Below are 19,171 nucleotides of genomic sequence, written 5' to 3' on the forward strand. Positions count from 1 at the left end.
GGAAGCGCTGTGGTGCAAGTCCCATCTGCTGATAGCCGCCCGCTATGTGCGCTGTGCACCGGGACATTACCGACCATCGGGTAAGCTAATGCCCTCGTTTGCACAGGAATTCCAGGTGGCTGACTCCCCCAACGCTTCCCCCGCGCCCGGCCGCGCGCTGGAAGGCCAGAAACTGCTGTTGTGCGTCGGAGGCGGGATCGCGGCCTACAAGGCCCTGGAACTGGTGCGACGCCTGCGCGACGCGGGCGCCCAGGTGCAGGTGGCGATGACCGCCGGCGCCCAGCAGTTCGTCACTCCCCTCAGCTTCCAGGCCCTGTCCGGGCAGCCGACCCGCACCACGCTGTGGGACAGCGCCGCCGAACAGGCCATGGGCCACATCGAGCTGGCCCGCTGGGCCGACCGCATCGTGGTCGCGCCGGGAACGGCCGATCTGCTGGCCCGGCTGGCCCAGGGCCATGCCGATGACCTGGTCAGCACGCTGTGCCTGGCCAGCACCGCACCGCTGACGATCTGCCCGGCGATGAACCACCGCATGTGGCTGCATCCGGCCACCCAGGCCAACATCGCCCTGCTGCGCCAGCGTGGCGCGCAGGTGATCGGCCCGGTCGACGGCCCGCTGGCCGAAGGCGAGTCGGGTCCGGGTCGTCTGGCCGAGCCCGGCGACATCGTGGCCGCGCTGGCCGCCAATGGCGGCGCCGCTGCGACGGTTGCCGCGTCGGAAACCCGTGCCCTGCAGGGGCTGCGCCTGCTGATCAGTGCCGGCCCGACCTACGAAGACATCGATCCGGTGCGCTACGTCGGCAACCGCAGTAGCGGCAAGATGGGCTTCGCCCTGGCCGCCGCCGCCGCCGCGCTGGGTGCGCAGGTGGTGCTGGTCAGCGGCCCGGTACAGCTGCCGACGCCGCCGGGCGTGCAGCGCATCGACGTGCGCTCGGCCGCGCAGATGCGCGATGCCGTGCTGAAATCGCTGCCTGCCGACATCTATATCGGTGCCGCAGCGGTGTCCGACTACACGCCGCGCCAGGTCGCCGCGCAGAAGCTGAAGAAGACCGCCGACAGCCAGTCGCTGGTGATCGAGCTGGTGCGTACCCCGGACATCCTTGCCGAAGTCGCCGCACAGACGCAGTCGCTGAAGCTGGTGGTCGGCTTCGCCGCCGAGACCCACGACGTGGAGAAGTACGCACGCGGCAAGCTGGTCGACAAGCGCCTGGACCTGGTGATCGCCAACCAGGTCGGCATCAGTGGCGGCGGTTTCGAGAGCGACAACAATGCCGCCACTGCCTTCTGGCAGGACGGTGAACAGGTATTCCCGGCCACCTCCAAGCGCGAGCTGGCCGAACAACTGCTGGCGCTGATCGCGCGGAGACTCCAGGCATGACCCAGGCATCCACTTCCCACCCGCTGCAGGTCAAGCTGCTCGATCCGCGCTTCGGCGACAGCTGGCCGCTGCCGGCGTACGCCACCGAGGCCAGCGCTGGCATGGACCTGCGCGCGGCGCTGGATACCGCGCTGACCCTGCAGCCGGGCGACACCGCGCTGGTGCCCAGTGGCCTGGCCATCCACATTGCCGACCCGAACCTGTGCGCAGTGATCCTGCCGCGCTCCGGGCTGGGCCATCGGCATGGCATCGTGCTGGGCAACGGCACCGGCCTGATCGATGCCGACTACCAGGGGCCGCTGCTGATCAGCGTCTGGAACCGTGGCCGCGAAGCCTTCACCATCGAGCCGGGCGATCGTATCGCCCAGCTGGTGGTGGTTCCGATCGCCCGCGTGAGCCTGCAGGTGGTGGATACTTTCACCGACAGCGTGCGGGGCGCGGGTGGATTCGGCCATACCGGGGTGCGTTGACAGGGGACATCGATGAGCGGCATCGGGGAAGGACAGCGGGGACGGTCGTTGGGTCGCAGTGCACCTCTACTGGGGGTGCTGTTGATCCTGTTGGCCGGCTGGTTCGGATGGAGCGCGGTGCAGCAATGGCGGCAGGAGGCCAACGGGCAGGCGCTGGAAGAGGCGCGTGACCAGGCCGTGCAGGGCCTGCAGCAGGCCGCTGCGGGCCAGCTGCAGCAGCTGCAGCAGCAGTTGGAGAACGATCGCGTGCAGCAGGCGCTGCAGGCCGGCGATGCCGCTGCGGCGGCGCTGGCCGTGCGCGAGAGCTGGACCGGGGTCGAGCAGGTCGAGGTGCTGGCGGCCGATCTGGCCAACGCCTATGCCGATCCGGCCACCTTCGGGTATTCCCGCCTGGCGCTGCTGGAAGCCGCGCTGGCCGAGGCCCGGCCAAGCCTGCGCGTGGTCCGCGACGGCGGCGGCAACCGCCTGGGCCTGGCCGCGCCGGTGCAGCTTGGCAGCCTGGGGCCGGCCGTCATCTATGTCCGCCAGCCGCTGCTGCGGCTGACCTCGCCGCTGGACCAGGTGCGTGCGCCGTCCGCTGGCTTCCTTGGCCTGCGCCAGGGTGGGTTCGATCTGGTCACCCAGGGCGACGCGGGCCTGGCCGAAAGTGCGGAAGCCCTGGCGCGCCCGGTTGCAGGCACGCCGCTGCGGCTGGTCGCGTCGGTGCCGAATGTCGAAGCCGGTCCGCTCGGCCTGGGCGCACTGGCCAGCGCCATTGTTGCGTTGCTGCTGGCGTTCATTGCCGTGTTGCTGGTGGTCGGTCGCGGCCGCCTGCCGAAGTCGCTGCCGTTGCCGCGCCGCGCCGCCGCGTCCGAGGCCGACCATGGCCCGACCCTGAGCGAAAGCCTGCAGCAGGCGCCGCCACCGGTGGCCGCCGTAGCCAGCAGTGGCGATGCCACGCCGCCGCCACCGCCCCCGGTGCCGGCAGAAGAACTGGCTGCCGGCATCTTCCGCGCCTACGACATCCGCGGCGTGGTGGGCAGCGAACTGACACCGAAGACCGCGGCGCTGATCGGCCAGGCCATCGGCACCGTGGCGTTGGAGCAGGGGCTGCGCGAGGTCGTGATCGGGCGCGATGGCCGCCTGTCCGGGCCCGAGCTGACGGCCGGGCTGGCTGAAGGCCTGCGCCGTGCCGGCTGCGCGGTGATCGACATCGGCCTGGCGCCGACCCCGCTCGTGTACTACGCCGCCTTCCATCTGCGTACCGGTACCTGCGTGGCGGTCACCGGCAGCCACAACCCACCCGAATACAACGGCTTCAAGGTGGTCATCGGCGGCGAGACGCTGTCCGGCGATGCCATCACCGATCTCTACCAGCGCATCGTCGAAGGGCGCCTGGTGCAGGCCGCCGAGCCGGGTGACTACCAGCAGCGCGATGTCAGTGCCGACTACATCCAGCGCATCGCCGATGACGTGCAGCTGGACCGTCCGCTGAAGGTCGTGGCCGATGCCGGCAATGGCGTGGCGGGCGCACTGGCGCCGCAGCTGCTGGAAGCGATCGGCGCCGACGTCATCCCGCTGTACTGCGACGTCGACGGCACCTTCCCGAATCATCACCCCGATCCAAGCGAGCCGGCCAACCTGGAAGACCTGGTGCAGACGGTCAAGCGCTTCGGCGCCGACCTCGGCGTGGCCTTCGATGGCGACGGCGACCGGCTGGGCGTGGTCACCGGCGAAGGCAGGATCATCTATGCCGACCGCCTGCTGATGCTGTTCGCTGCCGATGTGCTGATGCGCAATCCGGGCGCGATGGTGATCTACGACGTGAAGTGCACCGGCAAGCTGTCCGACCACGTGCTGCGCAACGGTGGCAGCCCGCTGATGTGGAAGACCGGGCATTCGCTGATGAAGGCGAAGATGCGCGAGACCGATGCCGAGCTGGCCGGTGAGATGAGCGGCCACTTCTTCTTCAAGGAACGCTGGTTCGGTTTCGACGACGGCCTGTACGCCGCTGCGCGCCTGCTGGAGATCCTGGCCCAGCGCGAGGAAACCCCGGACGAAGTGCTGGGCGAACTGCCGGAGATGGTCGCGACGCCGGAGCTGAAGGTGCCGGTGGCCGACGGGACGCCGCATGCGCTGGTGGCGATGCTGGTGGCGGCGGCGCAGTCGCCGGACAACCCGTATGTGGGGGGCCGCCTGTCGACCATCGATGGCCTGCGCGTGGACTTCGCCGATGGCTGGGGCCTGGTACGCGCCTCCAACACCACGCCGGTGCTGGTGCTGCGGTTCGAAGGCAACGACGAGGCCGCACTGGAGCGCATCAAGGCACTGTTCCGCAGCCAGCTGCAGCCGGTGCTGGGCGACACCCCGCTGGGGTTCTGATCGATCCTGGTGGGTGCCGACCGTTGGTCGGCACACCCTCACCCCTTGAACCGCAAGCCCACGCCCGGTTCGGTGAACAGGTAGCGCGAATCCAGCGCTGAATCACCCAGCTTGTGCCGCAGCTTGCCGACCAGGATGCGCAGGTAGTGGGTGTCGTGCTGGTGGGTCGGTCCCCAGATTTCCTGCAGGATCTGCGGCTGGGTCACCACCCGCCCGGCATTGCGCAGCAGCAGCGACAGCAGCGCGTATTCCTTGCGGGTCAACGCCACCGGTTCACCCTCGAGAGCGACTTCGCGACGCACCAGGTCCACATGCAGGTGGCCATCGTCGAACACCGGTGGCGTGCCATCACTGGGCACGCTGCGTGTGCGCAGCAGCGCCCGCACGCGCGCCATCAGTTCCTGCGTGCCGAACGGCTTGGTCACGTAGTCATTGGCGCCGGTATCCAGTGCGCGCACCTTCTCGGATTCGCCGGCGCGCACGGTCAGCATGATCACCGGCACCTGGCTCCACTGCCGCAGCTGTTCCAGCACCTCGTGGCCTTCCATGTCCGGCAGGCCGATATCCAGGATCACCAGGTCCATGTCCTCGCTGGCGGCCAGCTGCAGGCCTTCCTGGCCGGTCGCCGCCTGCCGCACCTGGTAGCCCTGCGCGCGCAGGCTGATGTCCAGGAACCGGCGGATCTGGGTTTCATCATCGATCACCAGCACGCGTGCGGCCGGTACGCTGGCATCAATCGGGGTCGGGCTCATCGTGGGAGGCTGGCTTGAGCAGGGGCAGAGTGATGCGGATCAGGGTACCGCGACCGTCGCGTCCGGGCAGCGCCTGCACGCTGCCGCCATGTGCGCCGATCATGCCCTGGCAGATGGTCAGGCCCAGGCCGGTGCCGTGGCGGCCACGGTCACCGCGTTCGACGCTGTAGAACATGTCGAAGATGCGCGCACGCTCGTCGTCGGGAATGCCGGGGCCGGCATCGATCACGTCGATGCGCAGCTGGCCGTCCAGCTCGCGCGCCTGTACCTGCACGGCGGCGTCGGGCGGCGAGAACTTGGCCGCGTTCTCCATGACGTTGAACACGGCCTGTTCGACCAGTGCCGGGTGTACCCAGATCGGCGCCAGCGTGGACGGAATGTCCAGCTCCAGCCGCACCTTGGGCTGGTAGCGCTGCAGGCGCCGCGCGGCCGAGCCGATCAGCTCGTCCACGCCGATCCAGTCGCGGTTGATCTTCAGCCCTTCATGGCCGAGCCGGGTCATGTCCAGCAGGTTCTGGATATAGCGGTCCAGCCGTTCGCCCTCGACCAGGATGGTGTCCAGCAGGGCACGGCGATCAGCCGTGTCCATCGCCGCACCGTAGCTGGCCAGGCTGTCGGCCGAACCGATCATCGCCGCCAGTGGCGAGCGCAGGTCGTGCGACACCGAGGAGAGCAGCGCCGAGCGCAGTCGCTCGGTCTCGTTGCTGACGTGCGCCTGCTCCAGTTCGGCCACCAGCCGCGTGCGCAGCGCGGCCTGGGCGATGTCGTCGACCATTGCTTCGGCCAGCTGCCGTTGCTCGGGCAGCAGGCGCGCCTGTGCGCCGGGCAGGTACAGGCCAGCCACGCCGATCGCGCGGTCTTCGCCATCCAGCAGCGGCAGGAACCACCACTGCGCACCGGCCAGGGTATCGGTGAAGCGGCCACTGGGCTGGCCATGGCGCAGCGCCCAATCGGCGGCGGCCAGGTCGGTGTCGCCGGGCTGGCTGCGGCCACCGGTTGCGGTATCCGCGCCGATCCGCAGCCACGCCGGCACGTCCATGGCCTGTTCCAGTGCATGTCGACCCGCCTGCGCCACCTCGCCGTTGCCAGCGGCACTGGCCAGCTGGCGGCCGAGCTGCTGGCGCGCACGCGCATGGCGGTTGGCCGCACGCAGCGCGATCACCTGCATGCGCAGGCGCGAGGCCAGGCGCCCGGCCACCAGTGCAGCGGCCAGGAACAGAAACACGGTGATCACGCCCTGGCGTGCACCGATGGCGAAGGTGAAGCGGGGTGCGATGAACAGGAAGTTGTAGGCGAGAAAACACAGGATCGCCGCCATCACCGCCACGCTGGCGCGCGTGCGCGCAGCCACCAGCACCACCGCGACGATGAACACCATCGACAGGTCGGCCATGCCCACCCAGCGTTCGGCCAGCCAGGCCACCGCACAGGCCAGCGCGGTAGCGATCAGTGCCTGCGCCGGTTCGTAGCTGATGCCGCGCACCGGCGGCAGCAGACCCTCGCGGCGCGAGCGCGCACGTGCCTGCGGCGTGCTGATGATGGTGATCTCGTAATGCGCGCCGCGCTGGATCAGCTGCTGGGTCAGGGTGCGGTTGAACATCCGCGCCAGCGGTCGCTCGCGGGTGCGGCCCAGTACCAGGGTCGACACGCCGTTATGTGCGGCATGGTCGAGCAGGGCATCGGCGATGCTCGATCCGTGCAGCAGTTCCGCGTCGCCACCCAGGCGCCGTGCCAGCGCGAAGGCCGCATCGATTTCGCGTCGGGTCGCGTCATCCTGGCGACGGCCCTGCACGGTTACTACCGTCCACGGTGCGTCGCGGCGTTCGGCGATGCGACGCGCCACGCGCACCAGGTATTCGCTCTGGCCACCCCCATCGATGGCCACCAGCACGCCGCGACGCAGCGGCAGATTGCCTTCGCCACGCGCGGCGCGGGTCTCGCGCAGGCTGCTGTCGACGCGGTCGGCGGCTTCCTGCATCGCAAGTTCGCGCAGCGCGGTCAGGTTGGCCGGCGAGAAGAATGCCTGCAGGGCCTGTGCGGCCTGTTCGGGCACATAGACCTTGCCCTGCTGCAGGCGCGCGATCAGTTCGCGCGGCGGCAGGTCGACCAGCACGATGTCGTGCAGGCGGTCGAGCACGCCGTCCGGCACGGTCTCGCTGACGCGCACGCCGGTGATCCGCATCACCACGTCGTTGAGGCTTTCCAGATGCTGGATGTTGACCGTGGTCCAGACGTCGATGCCGGCGTCCAGCAGCTCCATCACATCCTGCCAGCGCCGCTCATGGCGGCTGCCGGGCGCATTGCGATGGGCCAGTTCGTCCACCAGCACCAGCGCCGGATGCCGTGCCAGCACGGCATCCAGGTCCATCTCCTGCAGGGTGTGGCCGTGGTAGGCCACTTCCTTCAGCGGTAGCTGCGGCAGGCCCTCCAGCAGCGCCTGGGTATCGGCACGGCCATGGGTTTCCACCAGCCCGACCACCAGGTCAACGCCGCGGCGCAGCTGTTCCTGCGCGCGGGTCAGCATCGTGTAGGTCTTGCCCACGCCCGGCGCCGCGCCAAGGAATACGGTCAGCTTGCCGCCGGCTTCGCGTTGCAGGCCTTCGACCAGGGCGTCGGCCTGGCGGGTTCGTGCATCAGTCATGGGGGCCGCTGTCATGGCCGCCATTGTGCGCGCAGCCGATGCAGGCCGGCATCACGGCGCCTTGGCCGCATGGTCCAGCGCGAAGTTCAGCGTCACCACGTTCACCCGCGGCTGGCCGAACAGGCCCCACTGGCGCCCTTCGGTATGCGCCTGCACCAGGGCCTGCACGCGTTCCACCGGCAGGCCACGGGCGCGCGCCACGCGTGCCACCTGCAGCTGCGCCGCGGCCGGCGACAGCTGCGGATCCAGGCCACCCGCGGACTGCGTGACCAGGTCTGCCGGTACCTGCGCCGGGGCGACACCTTCGCGCGCGGCCACCGCAGCCGTGCTGGCGGCAACACGCTCGGCCAGGGCCGGGTTGCTGCGCGCCATGTTGGAACCGGCCGCGGCCATCGGGTCGTAGTTGGCTGCCGACGGACGTGCCTGGAAGTAGCCGTCACCGGTGAACGGCTGCGACAGCCATGCCGAGCCGCGCACCTGGCCGCTGCCATCGCGCATCAGGCTGCCTTCGGCCTGGGTCGGGTAGGCCAGGCCGGCAAAGCCGGTGGCGATGCCGGCATAGACCGCGCCGGCCAGCAGCAGGGTGGCCAGGCCCAGGCCGATCGCCGGGCGCCAGCTGGCGCCATCCTGCAGGCTGGCCACGCGAGCCTCGGCCTTGGCGTCGCGCGGAAGGGAGGATGAGGTGGACACAGAACGGTTCATGCGCCGAATACCAGGACAAGAAGGAGGTCGATCAGCTTGATCGCCGCGAACGGCAGCAGTACGCCGCCGAGGCCGTACACCAGCATGTTCCGGCGCAGCAGCGCGGTGGCGGTGGCCGGGCGGAAGCGCACGCCACGCAGGGCGAGCGGGATCAGGGCGGAAATCACCAGGGCGTTGAAGATCAGCGCCGCCAGCACCGCGTTGCGCGGGCTCGACAGCTGCATCACGTTCAGTGCGGCCATGGTCGGAACGGCAGCGGCGAACAGCGCCGGCAGGATCGCGAAGTACTTGGAGACGTCGTTGGCCAGCGAGAAGGTGGTCAGCGCGCCGCGGGTGATCAGCTGCTGCTTGCCCACTTCCACCACCGCCAGCAGCTTGGCCGGGTCCGAATCGAGGTCGACCATGTTGCCGGCCTCCTTCGCCGCCTGCGTGCCGGAGTTCATCGCCAGGCCGATGTCGGCCTGCGCCAGCGCCGGGGCGTCGTTGGTGCCGTCGCCGACCATCGCCACCAGGCGGCCACCCGCCTGCTCCTGGCGGATGCGCGCCAGCTTGTCTTCGGGGCGGGCCTCGGCGATGTAATCATCGACACCGGCCTCGGCAGCGATGGCGGCGGCGGTCAGCGGGTTGTCGCCGGTGATCATCACCGTGCGGATACCCATCGCCCTCAGCTGTGCGAACTTCTCGCGCATGCCGTGCTTGACCACGTCCGACAGCTCGATCACGCCCAGCACATGGCGGCCCTCGGCCACCACCAGCGGGGTGGCACCATTGCGTGCGACCTGCTCGACGCGCCCGGCCAGTCCAGCCGGCACACTGCCGCCCAGCGCCTGCACGTGGGCACGGATCGCATCGGCGGCGCCCTTGCGGATCTGCCGCCCATGTTCCAGATCCACGCCGGACATGCGGGTCTGTGCACTGAAGGCCAGGTAGTCGGCATGGTCCGGCTCGGCGGTGGCGCAGCCCTGTTCGCGCGCCAGGCGCACGATCGACTTGCCTTCCGGGGTCGGGTCGGCCAGCGAGGACAGCAGTGCCGCCTCGCGCAGCTGGCTGGCGTCGATGCCGGCCAGCGGATGGAAGTGGCTGGCCTGGCGGTCGCCGTAGGTGATGGTGCCGGTCTTGTCCAGCAGCAGCACGTCGACGTCGCCGGCCACTTCCACTGCTTTGCCCGACTTGGCCAGCACGTTGGCAGCCAGCGCACGGTTCATGCCGGCAATACCAATCGCCGGCAGCAGGCCGCCGATGGTGGTCGGGATCAGGCACACCAGCAGCGCGATCAGCAGCAGCGGATCGACCTTGACACCGACCGCGGCGCCAATGGCCGGCAACGTGGCCACCACCACCAGGAAGGTCAGCGTCATCGCCGCCAGCAGCAGGGTCAGCGCGATCTCGTTGGGGGTCTTCTGGCGGTTGGCACCTTCCACCAGCGCGATCATCCGGTCCAGGAAGCTGTGGCCCGGCTCGGCGGTCACCCGCACGATGATCTGGTCGGACAGCACCTTGGTGCCACCGATCACACCGGAACGGTCGGTACCGGCCTCGCGCAGCACCGGTGCCGATTCGCCGGTCACCGCCGCTTCGTTGATGGTGGCCAGGCCCTGCACGATCTCGCCATCGGCCGGCACCAGCTCACCGGCACTGATGATCACGTGGTCGCCCGGGCGCAGCTCGGCGGCCGGCACCTGGGCTTCGGCCGCGCCTGGCTGCGGCGCCGCCAGCCGGCGTGCCACCAGGTCCTGGCGGGCACGGCGCAGCGAGGCGGCCTGGCCACGGCCACGCGCTTCGGCCACGGCTTCGGCGAAGTTGCCGAACAGCACGGTCACCAGCAGGATCGCGGTCACCGCCAGGCCGAAGCCCAGCGGCGCATTGCCGGTCAGGGTGACGATCGCGGCCACGATCGTGCCGGCCATCACCACCGCCATCACCGGGCTGCGCACCAGATGCATCGGCGACAGCTTGCGCACCGCTTCGACCAGCGCACGGCGCAGGCCGGCGCCATCGAGCAGGGCAGGGCGCGCTGCATGGGTACTACGGGTTGAACTTGCTTGGGTACTCATCAGGGTGTCCTTAGTGCAGTCCCAGGCTCAGGTGGTCGGCGATCGGGCCGAGTACCAGCGCCGGCATGAACTGCAGCACGGTCAGGATGACGATCACCGAGACCAGGGTCAGGGCGAAGGTCGGGGTTTCGATCTGCAGGCTGCCGGCAGACTCCGGGGCCTGGCGCTTGGCAGCCAGCTGTGCGGCCACCACCAGCGGAATGATCAACAGCGGGAAGCGGCCCAGCAGCAGTACCAGCGAGCAGCTCAGGTTCCACCACAGCGTGGCGTCGCCCAGCCCTTCGAAGCCCGAACCGTTGTTGGCGTAGGCCGAGACGTACTCGTAGAACACCTGGCTGATGCCATGGAAGCCGGGGTTGGAGGTCCCTGCCAGGCCGGGTACGGCCAGGGTGATCGCGGTGAACACCAGCAGGGTGATCGGCTGCAGCAGCACCAGCAGGGCCAGCAGGCGCACCTGTGGCGTCTCCAGCTTGCGGCCGAACAGTTCCGGCGTACGCCCGGTCATCAACCCGGCCAGGAATACGCCCAGCAGCAGATAGACGATGAACTGCTGCAGGCCACAGCCGATGCCGCCCCAGATCGCGCTGACCAGCATGTTGACCATCGCGATGCCACCGCTCAGCGGCGCCAGCGAATCGTGCATGCCGTTGACCGAGCCGTTGGAGACCTGGGTGGTCACCGCCGCCCACAGCGCCGTGCCGTCGGCGCCGAAGCGCACTTCCTTGCCTTCCATCAGCAGCGGGGTGGCGGCGCTGGCGCTATGCCCTTCACTCCACATCATCGCGCCGGTGGACAGCAGCGACATGCCCAGCATGCAGCTGAACACCAGGGCGCCGAAACGACGCCGGCCGGTGAACGCGCCGATCATGAAGATCACCGCCATCGGCACCAGCAGGATGCCGACGATCTCCAACGCATTCGAAACAGGCGTCGGGTTCTCCAGCGGGAAGCTGCTGTTCGGGCCGTACCAGCCGCCACCGTTGGCACCCAGCTGCTTGGCCGCGACCATCGCCGCCACCGGGCCCAGCGGCAGCTTCTGTTCGGCCATGCCGGCGCTGGCGTCGATCGGCGTGGCCTGAGGGCCACCGGCCATCGTCGACGGCACGCCCTGGCTGGTCAGCAGCAGGGTCCATACCAGGCACAGCGGCAGCAGGAAGCGCACGCACAGGCGCATCACGTCCACGTAGTAGTTGCCCACCGCCACCTGGCGGTCATCGCCGCTACCGGTGGCCGCCGCGGCCTGCGGCGCACGCGAGAACAACGCGCGCAGCGTCGCCACCGCCAGCGCCAGGCCCATCATCGGCGTCACCACCTGCAGGCCGGTGATGCCGGTCATCTGCGAGAGGTAGGACAGCTGCGCCTGGCCCGAATAGTGCTGCTGGTTGGTGTTGGTCAGGAACGAGATCATCGTGTGCAGCGCGGTGTCCCAGCGCATGTTCGGGATCTGGTCCGGATTCAGCGGCAACCAGGCCTGGGTCATGAACACCGCCTGGGTCAGTACCGCGACCACCACGTTGCTCAGCGCGAAGGCCAGCACGTAGCCGCGCCAGGACATCGAGCGCGACGGATCGACGCCGAACACCCTGTACAGCGGCTTCTCGATCCAGTGGAACAGCACGTCGACCTTCATCGGCGTGCCACGCATCACGCGGGCCAGGTACAGGCCCAGCGGCCACGCCAGCAGCAGGCTGGCGGCAAGAATCACAAGCATCTCAGTCATGGCCGGCTCCGCTCAGAACGACTCGGGCCGCAGCACGACATAAAGAAGATAGGCGGCGGCGACCAGCACCAGCACGCCACATAACAACGACAGCCAGGGGGACATTGCAATAGCGTCCTGGTGGAACCCCTCCACCTCAGGCCGCCATCGTCGTCCTGCCGCCCATAAACGCACTACGCGCCGGACCGGGCCGACGCGTAAAGAGTGCATAAATTCCGTGGGCCAACCCGTAACCAGGCCCCGGGTAGCGCCGGGCCATGCCCGGCGGCGGGAACGTGATCAGCCCGCCGGGACCGCCGCCTGCGCCACGCCCTTCAGCTCGCGATAGCGCTGCAGGGTGCTGTCGATCTCGGCCTTCAGCGCCTGCTGCTGCTGCAGGAACCCGGCCTGCAGGCGCTGTTGCGCCTGTAGCTGCACGTGCCGCTGGCGGATCGCCTCGGCCTGCTTGTCGGCCACCTTGCCACCGGCCAGCTCCCGGTCACCGGCCGCCGACAGCAGCGCCACCAGCGATTCGCGCAGGCTGGTGACGTTGTACTCGGCGGTCTTCAGGTTGTTGTCCAGCACTTCCTGGCGTTCGGTAAACACCCGGCGCAGGTCGTCCTCGCTGCCATAGGTGGACAGCATCGCCTGCTCGGTACGCTGGCGGGTCTGCTCGGCCATCAGGTCCAGCTGCTGCTGCTGCGCCACGGTGCTGGCCGCGGCGCGCTCCTCGTCGGTCAACGCGCGCTGGACCTGCGCATTGCGCAGGCCGCTCTTCGCGTTGAACTCCTCGCGGGCGTGATTGACCGCATCGGCCGGCAGCGAATCACTGCAGATACGCTCCTTGCCCTCGTTCCAGCAGTACAGCTTCTTTTCCACCTTGCCGCCGTCGCGCGACTGCGCCGGCACGGTGAACGGCACGGCCAGCAGCAGGCCGGCAAAGAGAACAGCAGGAACTCGGGACATGACCTTTCCCCTGGTCGGTCAGCGGATCGAACGGACGCCGTACTGGGCCCGGTAGGCTTCCAGCGGCTGCCGGTAACCGACAAGTTCCGGGTTGCCGGAGGCGAAATCAAGCAGATCGGCCAGCGATGCCACGGCGATCACCGGAATGCCGGCCTCTTCGGCCACCGACTGTGCCGCCGAGCGGCGGTCGGTTTCCGAGGCGATCTCCTGGCGGTCCAGTGCCACCACGATGCCGGCCGGGGTGCCGCCGGCAGCGCGGATGATGCCCAGCGCTTCGCGGATCGCGGTACCGGCGGTGATCACGTCATCGACGATCAGCACGCGCTTGCCATTCATGTCGGCGCCGATCAGCTGGCCGCCTTCGCCATGGTCCTTGGCTTCCTTGCGGTTGAACGACAGCGGCAGGTCGCGGCCGCGCTGGGCCAGCTCGCAGGCCATCGCGGTGGCCAGCGGAATGCCCTTGTAGGCCGGGCCGAACACCACGTCGTACTTGATCCCGGTGGCATCGATGGCATCGGCGTAGCAGGCGCCGAGCTGCGACAGCAGCGAACCGGAGTCGAAACGACCGGCGTTGAAGAAATAGGGGCTCAGCCGGCCGGACTTGAGGGTGAACTGGCCGAAGCGCAGGGCGTCGGCGGTCAGGGCCAGCTGCAGGAAACGGTGGCGGTGGTCGCTCATCAAAACTCGATTCATCTTCATTTGGAGCACAAATCCTAATCCAGCTGGGCGTTTCGCGCTCGTCCAGCGCCATGTGAAAGCCGTCCGGGCCCGGCATGGCGGACTGCGCAGCCCTGCGGGCAACCGGTATGCTTGCCCGGTTTCCCGCCGCAGGTCCCCCGCATGCGCATCATCAGTTTCAACGCCAATGGCATCCGTTCCGCCGCGACCAAGGGCTTCCTCGACTGGTTCCGGGCCCAGGACGCCGACGTCCTGTGCATCCAGGAAACCAAGGCCCAGGAAGACCAGCTGACCGACCCGATGTTCCGTCCGGACGGCCACCACTGCTTCTATCGCGACGCCATCACCAAGAAGGGCTATAGCGGCGTGGCGATCTACAGCAAGCACGAGCCGGACCAGGTGATCACCTCGCTGGGCTGGGCCCCGTTCGACGACGAAGGCCGCTACATCGAGGCGCGCTACGGCAACCTCAGCGTGGTCTCCTTCTATATCCCGTCGGGCAGCTCAGGCGACCTGCGCCAGGGCTTCAAGTTCGAAGTGATGGAATGGCTGCGGCCGATCCTCGAGGAATGGGCGCGCAGCGGCCGCGACTACGTGCTGTGTGGCGACTGGAACATCGTGCGTTCGGCGCTGGACATCAAGAACTGGAAGTCCAACCAGAAGAACTCCGGCTGCCTGCCGGAAGAGCGCGACTGGCTCAACGCCCTGTGCGCCGACCACGGCCAGGCCACCGATGTCGCCGCCGGCCGTGGCTGGGCTGACGCTTACCGCCTGCTCAACCCCACCGGCGAGGACTACACCTGGTGGAGCAACCGCGGCGCGGCCCGTGCCAACAATGTCGGTTGGCGCATCGACTACCAGTTCATCACCCCAGGCCTGCGTGACCGACTGCGCAGCTGCTCGATCTATCGCGACGAGCGCTTCTCCGACCACGCCCCGTTCATCGTGGACTACGACCTGTGACCGAGGCCGCCACGCCGGTCAGCTACAAGGGCTGGGCAGGAATCAAGCGCGCCTTCGGTACCCCGTCGGCGCTGACCATGGCCATGCTTGGCTTCGGCAGCGGCCTGCCGTTCCTGCTGATCGCTTCGCAGACGCTGTCCACGCGCCTGCGCGACGTCGGCCTGGACCTGGGCAGCATCGGCCTGATCAGCCTGGCCAGCTTCTTCTACCTGCTCAAGTTCCTGTGGGCACCGCTGCTGGACCGCTATGCCTTCCCGCTGCTGGGCGGGCTCGGCCGCCGCCGTTCGTGGCTGCTGGTGTCGCAGGCGCTGGTGCTGGTTGGCCTGGTGGCGCTGGCCTTCGTGCGGCCCGAACAGGGTGTCTGGCCGCTGGTGATGTGGGTGCTGGTGGCGTCGTTCGCCGGCGCCACCCAGGACTCCGCCGTCGATGCCTATCGCATCGAGATCGCACCGCAGGCCGCCCAGGCGGCGCTGGCGGCCACCTATACGCTGGGCTACCGGATCGGCCTGATCCTGGCCGGTGCCGGCGCGCTCTACCTGGCGCAGTTCGAAGGCTGGATCGTCGCCTACCTGGCGATGGCCGCGCTGATGCTGTTGCCGATCGTCACCACCCTGCTGTGCGCCGAACCGGAGCGCCCGGCCACCGCCGTGCAGCGCCGCATCGATATCGCCGAAGCCTTCATCCAACCCATCTCCAGCTTCTTCAGCCGCAATGGCGTGGCGCTGGCACTGGTGCTGCTGGCCTTCGTCGGCCTGTTCAAGTTCCCCGATCAGGTGATCGGTGTGATGGCCGGGCCGTTCTATCTCGATTCGGGGTTCGACAAGGCCGACATCGCTACCGTCTCCAAGCTGTTCGGCGTGTGGATGGGGATCGGCGGTGCGTTCCTGGGCGGCATCGCGGTGGCCGCATTCGGCTTCCGCCGCATGCTGCTGGTGGCCGCACTGGGCGTGGCGCTGTCCAACCTGGCCTTCCTGCTGATGGCGCACAACCCGGGCAAGCTGTGGGCGTTCTATGCCGCGCTCAGCGCCGACAACCTGTTCCAGGGCTTTGCCGGCACCGTGCTGGTCGCCTTCATGTCGTCGCTGACCGACCGCAACTTCACCGCCACCCAGTACGCGTTGCTGGTCTCGCTGGCCAACCTGCCCGGCAAGTTCGTCGGCGGTGTCTCCGGCTACATCGTCGAAGCCACGTCCTACAGCACGTTCTTCATCCTCAGCTCGGTCACGGTGGTGCCGACCCTGCTGCTGCTGGCCTGGCTGTGGCCGCGGATCGCCGACCGCGGGCCGCCGCCGGTCGCCTGATTGCCTGCCCGCCCGGACTGCGGGATCATCGCCCCCGACGCGCCGAGGGGGCGGTGCCTTGCGAACGGGGAAGTGAGCATGGCCGACGTTGTGCTGCGGGACCTGGACCCGCTGCTGCTGGAACGTATCCGACGTGTCGCGGTCGCCCGCGGCTGGACCCACGAACAGACCTGCGCCGCCTTGCTGGAGCAGGGCCTGTTCAGCAGTGAACTGGAGGTCCGCTCCGGCTTCGGTGATCCCGAAGTGGACGCGCTCTCCGACGCCATCGCCGCCCTGCAGGCCCTGCCCGCAGGGCAGGGCTTCGATTAGCGCCCTTGTAGCGTCGAGCCATGCTCGACTGCTTTTCGGCCGGCCCGCGCGACGCCGAGCGTGGCTCGGCGCTACCACGTGCTTTTGTAGAGTCGAGCCATGCTCGACTGCTTCTGCTCACGCAGGATGTATCGCACCCAGGATCCGCGGCCCCTTCGCCCCGGTCACGCTCGGCAGGTTGCCCGCCAGCCCGTCCATCGTCCGCTGCGCCAGCCAGGCGAAGCCCATCGCCTCCACATACTCCGGGTCCAGCCCATGCACCGCGCTGGACTCCACCTGCACCTCCGGCAGCCGCGCCGCCAGCCGCTTCATCAGCTGCCGGTTGCGCACCCCGCCGCCGCAGACCAGCAGGCGCCGGGTCTGCGGCTGCTGCGCCAGCAGCGCATCGGCCACGGTCGCCACGGTCAGCTCCAGCAGGGTGGCCTGCACATCGGCAGCGGCGTACTCGCCTTCCCCCATGTGTGCCTCGGCCCAGGCCAGGTGGAACTGCTCGCGCCCGGTGCTCTTCGGCGGCGGCAACGCGAACCACGGGTCCGAACGCCAGCCCGCCAACAGCCCCTCGTCCACCGCGCCACTGGCGGCATACGCGCCATCGGCATCGAAGGTGCGGCCGGTGTGGCGCTGGCACCAGGCATCCATCAGCGCATTGGCCGGGCCGGTATCGAAGCCACGCACCGCGCCTTCGCGCGGGATCAGGGTCAGGTTGGCGATGCCGCCCAGGTTGAGCACCGCGCGGTCTTCATCGGCGGTGCCCAGCATGCCCAGGTGGAAGGCTGGCATCAGTGGCGCACCGTGGCCCCCGGCCGCCACGTCACGGCGGCGGAAGTCGGACACCGTGGTGATCTCGGTCAGTTCGGCAATGCGGTTGCCGTCGCCCAGCTGCACGGTGAACGCCGGGTCGGCCAGCGGGCGGTGGCGCACGGTCTGGCCGTGCGAGCCGATCGCGCGCACCTGGCTGCGATCCACGCCGGCCTCGGCCAGCAGCTGGTTGGCGGCCCCGGCAAAGTTGATCGCGATCCGCGCGTCCAGCTCGCCCAGTTCCTCCAGCGACTCCAGCGGGCCACCTTCGCCCAGCGCCACCAGCCGCGCGCGCAGCACCGGCTCCCAGCGGGCGGTCAGGCCGTGCACGAAGCGGCAGCCACCGCCGGCGGGGAACTGCACCAGCGCGGCGTCGATGCCGTCGGCGCTGGTGCCCGACATCAGGCCAAGGTACAGGGGGGCGTCAGCGTCGGCAGTCGTGTTCATGGCAGGCATAAAAAAAGGACGCGGCAAGCTTGGGCTGCCGCGTCCTTCCTCGTCAACGCAGGGGCTCAGCCGCGCTTGCGGCCGGTCGCCTGCTTGTCCTTGGCGCTAGCCACCTCGGGGGCGGCCTCGTCGCGGCTGGTCGGTGCCGGGCTGGCATCGGCGTAGATCAGCTTCTCCATGCCCTGGATGCGCGCCATGGCCGGCGCGGTCTGCGCGCGGAAGGCGACCAGCTCGGCACCCTTCAGCGGTTCCGGCGGCGGCATGGTCACGGTCAGCGGGTTGCGGTGCTCGCCGTTGACGCGGAATTCGTAGTGCAGGTGCGGGCCGGTCGCCAGGCCGGTCGAGCCGACATAGCCGATCACCGTGCCCTGGGCCACGCGCTGGCCGGTCCTGATGTTCGCAAAGCGCGACATGTGGCCGTACAGAGTGGTGTGGCCGCGGCCATGGTCGAGGATCACCACATTGCCGTAGCCGTTCTGCACGCCGGCGAACTGCACGCGGGCGTCGCCGGCGGCCATGATCGGGGTGCCGGTGCGCGCGGCGTAGTCCACGCCCTTGTGCATGCGCATCTTGCCCAGCACCGGGTGCTTGCGCGCGCCGAAGGTCGAGCTCAGCCGCGCGAACGGGATCGGCATGCGGATGAAGCTCTTCTTCAGCGAGCGGCCGTTGATGTCGTAGTACTCGGACTTGCCGTTGCGATCGAAGCGGAAGCCGGAGTAGGTCTTGCCGCCGGTGGTGAAGGTCGCCGCCAGGATCTTGCTGGTGTCCACCTTCTCGCCTTCGCGCCAGGTTTCATCCATCACCACGCTGAAGCGGTCGCCCGGCTGCAGGTCCTTGGAGAAGTCGATGTCGTACTTGAAGATGTCGTCGGTCATCGTCGCGATCGCCGACGGCGACAGCCCGGCCCGTCGGGCCGCGGCATACAGCGAACTGGTGATCTCGCCGCTGGTGACCACGGTGCGCGTGGAGGTCTCGCGCCTGGTCACCTTTTCCTTGATGTCGTCGCCGGCCAGGCTCAGTTCCACCCGGTTGTCGGCATCCCGGTCGAAGCGGATGCTGCGCAGGTCGCCGGACAGCGGCATGTCGAAGGCGATCTCGGCACCGGGGCGCAGCTTGGTCAGTGCCTCGCGCGCACCGGGATGGTCCAGTACCCGGTGCAGTGTGGTGGCCGGAATGCCGGCCTTGTCGAACAGGTCGCTCAGGGTCTGGCCACGCTGCACGCGCAGCACCTGCCAGCTGTCGCCAGGCACCTGCTGCTGGCGGGCCATGGTCAGCGGCGGCAACGGTAGTGCCAGGCTGGTGTGGCTGTCGGCGTAGGGCGCATCGATGGTGTGCGAGAAACCGGGGACGATCGTCGCCACCAGGGCGCCGATGGTCGCGAACAGGCTGGCGTGCATCCAATGGCGGCGCGTCCAGCGCTCATTGAAGGCGGCGGGAAGGTGTTGCCTGAGCTTCCGATGCAGGGCGTTGTCGTGCAGGACGTGGAGGCGTTCCTGGAAGCGCTGCTTGCGTGCGCGCCCTTGTTCGGAATTGTGCATCGGCGGTTTTTTCCTGGCGGCCCGGGAGCGCGGGCCTGATCGCCGGTTACCATAGACACCTGAGAAAACCGCGTCAAACCCTTGTGCCCATTGGCTTTTGTGAAGCCAATCGGG

At 68.9% G+C, this 19,171-nt stretch carries 16 protein-coding genes; 6 read left to right on the forward strand and 10 right to left on the reverse strand.

The window, feature by feature from the left end; all coding sequences use genetic code 11:
* The first annotated feature begins 88 nt into the window (after positions 1-88).
* From coaBC to AB1281_RS21715, 3 genes are read left to right on the forward strand one after another with little or no spacing between them, the layout of a single operon-like run.
* Positions 89-1,378, forward strand: coding sequence for a bifunctional phosphopantothenoylcysteine decarboxylase/phosphopantothenate--cysteine ligase CoaBC (gene coaBC / locus AB1281_RS21705; protein ID WP_430346960.1), 1,290 nt, complete (start codon positions 89-91; stop codon positions 1,376-1,378).
* Positions 1,375-1,848 carry a dUTP diphosphatase gene (gene dut, locus AB1281_RS21710; RefSeq protein ID WP_014035700.1) on the forward strand — a complete coding sequence of 158 codons (474 nt, stop codon included), beginning with the start codon at positions 1,375-1,377 and terminating at the stop codon, positions 1,846-1,848. The genes coaBC and dut overlap by 4 nt, the downstream gene beginning before the upstream one ends.
* Positions 1,849-1,860: 12 nt before the next feature.
* Positions 1,861-4,209, forward strand: a complete 2,349-nt coding sequence (locus AB1281_RS21715; RefSeq protein WP_430346961.1) for a phosphomannomutase/phosphoglucomutase — start codon at positions 1,861-1,863, stop codon at positions 4,207-4,209.
* 38 nt (positions 4,210-4,247) lie between these two features.
* Here the strand turns inward: AB1281_RS21715 and AB1281_RS21720 are convergent, their stop codons facing one another.
* The 8 genes from AB1281_RS21720 to pyrE form a co-directional block, all read right to left on the reverse strand.
* Positions 4,248-4,961, reverse strand: a complete 714-nt coding sequence (locus tag AB1281_RS21720) for a response regulator transcription factor (protein WP_075675568.1) — start codon at positions 4,959-4,961, stop codon at positions 4,248-4,250.
* Positions 4,942-7,602: a sensor histidine kinase gene (locus AB1281_RS21725; RefSeq protein ID WP_075675567.1), complete on the reverse strand. Its 2,661-nt coding sequence runs from the start codon at positions 7,600-7,602 to the stop codon at positions 4,942-4,944. Before AB1281_RS21725 ends, AB1281_RS21720 begins: the two co-directional genes overlap by 20 nt.
* Before the next feature lie 51 nt (positions 7,603-7,653).
* A complete protein-coding gene (gene kdpC / locus AB1281_RS21730) occupies positions 7,654-8,304 on the reverse strand; it encodes a potassium-transporting ATPase subunit KdpC (RefSeq protein ID WP_430346962.1) in 651 nt (216 codons plus the stop codon).
* Positions 8,301-10,358 carry a potassium-transporting ATPase subunit KdpB gene (gene kdpB / locus AB1281_RS21735; RefSeq protein ID WP_430346963.1) on the reverse strand — a complete coding sequence of 686 codons (2,058 nt, stop codon included), beginning with the start codon at positions 10,356-10,358 and terminating at the stop codon, positions 8,301-8,303. Before kdpB ends, kdpC begins: the two co-directional genes overlap by 4 nt.
* Positions 10,359-10,368: 10 nt before the next feature.
* The gene (kdpA, locus tag AB1281_RS21740; RefSeq protein WP_430346964.1) at positions 10,369-12,078 is read right to left on the reverse strand and encodes a potassium-transporting ATPase subunit KdpA; all 1,710 of its coding nucleotides are present in this window, start codon (positions 12,076-12,078) and stop codon (positions 10,369-10,371) included.
* Positions 12,079-12,090: 12 nt separating this feature from the next.
* Positions 12,091-12,183: a potassium-transporting ATPase subunit F gene (locus AB1281_RS21745; RefSeq protein WP_005407770.1), complete on the reverse strand. Its 93-nt coding sequence runs from the start codon at positions 12,181-12,183 to the stop codon at positions 12,091-12,093.
* A gap of 174 nt (positions 12,184-12,357) precedes the next feature.
* Positions 12,358-13,023 carry a hypothetical protein gene (locus AB1281_RS21750; protein WP_430346965.1) on the reverse strand — a complete coding sequence of 222 codons (666 nt, stop codon included), beginning with the start codon at positions 13,021-13,023 and terminating at the stop codon, positions 12,358-12,360.
* An 18-nt stretch (positions 13,024-13,041) separates the two neighbouring features.
* The gene (gene pyrE, locus AB1281_RS21755) at positions 13,042-13,701 is read right to left on the reverse strand and encodes an orotate phosphoribosyltransferase (protein ID WP_010486876.1); all 660 of its coding nucleotides are present in this window, start codon (positions 13,699-13,701) and stop codon (positions 13,042-13,044) included.
* Between the two features lie 162 nt (positions 13,702-13,863).
* Between pyrE and AB1281_RS21760 the strand changes: the two genes are divergently transcribed.
* From AB1281_RS21760 to AB1281_RS21770, 3 genes are all read left to right on the forward strand, one after another.
* The gene (locus AB1281_RS21760; RefSeq protein WP_430346966.1) at positions 13,864-14,664 is read left to right on the forward strand and encodes an exodeoxyribonuclease III; all 801 of its coding nucleotides are present in this window, start codon (positions 13,864-13,866) and stop codon (positions 14,662-14,664) included.
* Positions 14,661-15,965, forward strand: coding sequence for an AmpG family muropeptide MFS transporter (locus tag AB1281_RS21765; RefSeq protein WP_014035708.1), 1,305 nt, complete (start codon positions 14,661-14,663; stop codon positions 15,963-15,965). The genes AB1281_RS21760 and AB1281_RS21765 overlap by 4 nt, the downstream gene beginning before the upstream one ends.
* 78 nt (positions 15,966-16,043) lie before the next feature.
* Positions 16,044-16,274, forward strand: coding sequence for a hypothetical protein (locus AB1281_RS21770; protein WP_005420465.1), 231 nt, complete (start codon positions 16,044-16,046; stop codon positions 16,272-16,274).
* Between the two features lie 117 nt (positions 16,275-16,391).
* On the opposite strand, the gene AB1281_RS21775 is transcribed toward AB1281_RS21770, so the two are convergent.
* Positions 16,392-17,519, reverse strand: a complete 1,128-nt coding sequence (locus AB1281_RS21775; RefSeq protein ID WP_430346967.1) for an anhydro-N-acetylmuramic acid kinase — start codon at positions 17,517-17,519, stop codon at positions 16,392-16,394.
* A gap of 65 nt (positions 17,520-17,584) precedes the next feature.
* Entirely contained in the window at positions 17,585-19,057 is a 1,473-nt protein-coding gene (locus tag AB1281_RS21780) for a M23 family metallopeptidase (RefSeq protein WP_014035710.1), read from the reverse strand.
* Between the last annotated feature and the right edge of the window lie 114 nt (positions 19,058-19,171).

The sequence above is a fragment of the Stenotrophomonas sp. NRRL B-14846 genome, assembly GCF_050473585.1.
GTDB lineage: Bacteria > Pseudomonadota > Gammaproteobacteria > Xanthomonadales > Xanthomonadaceae > Stenotrophomonas.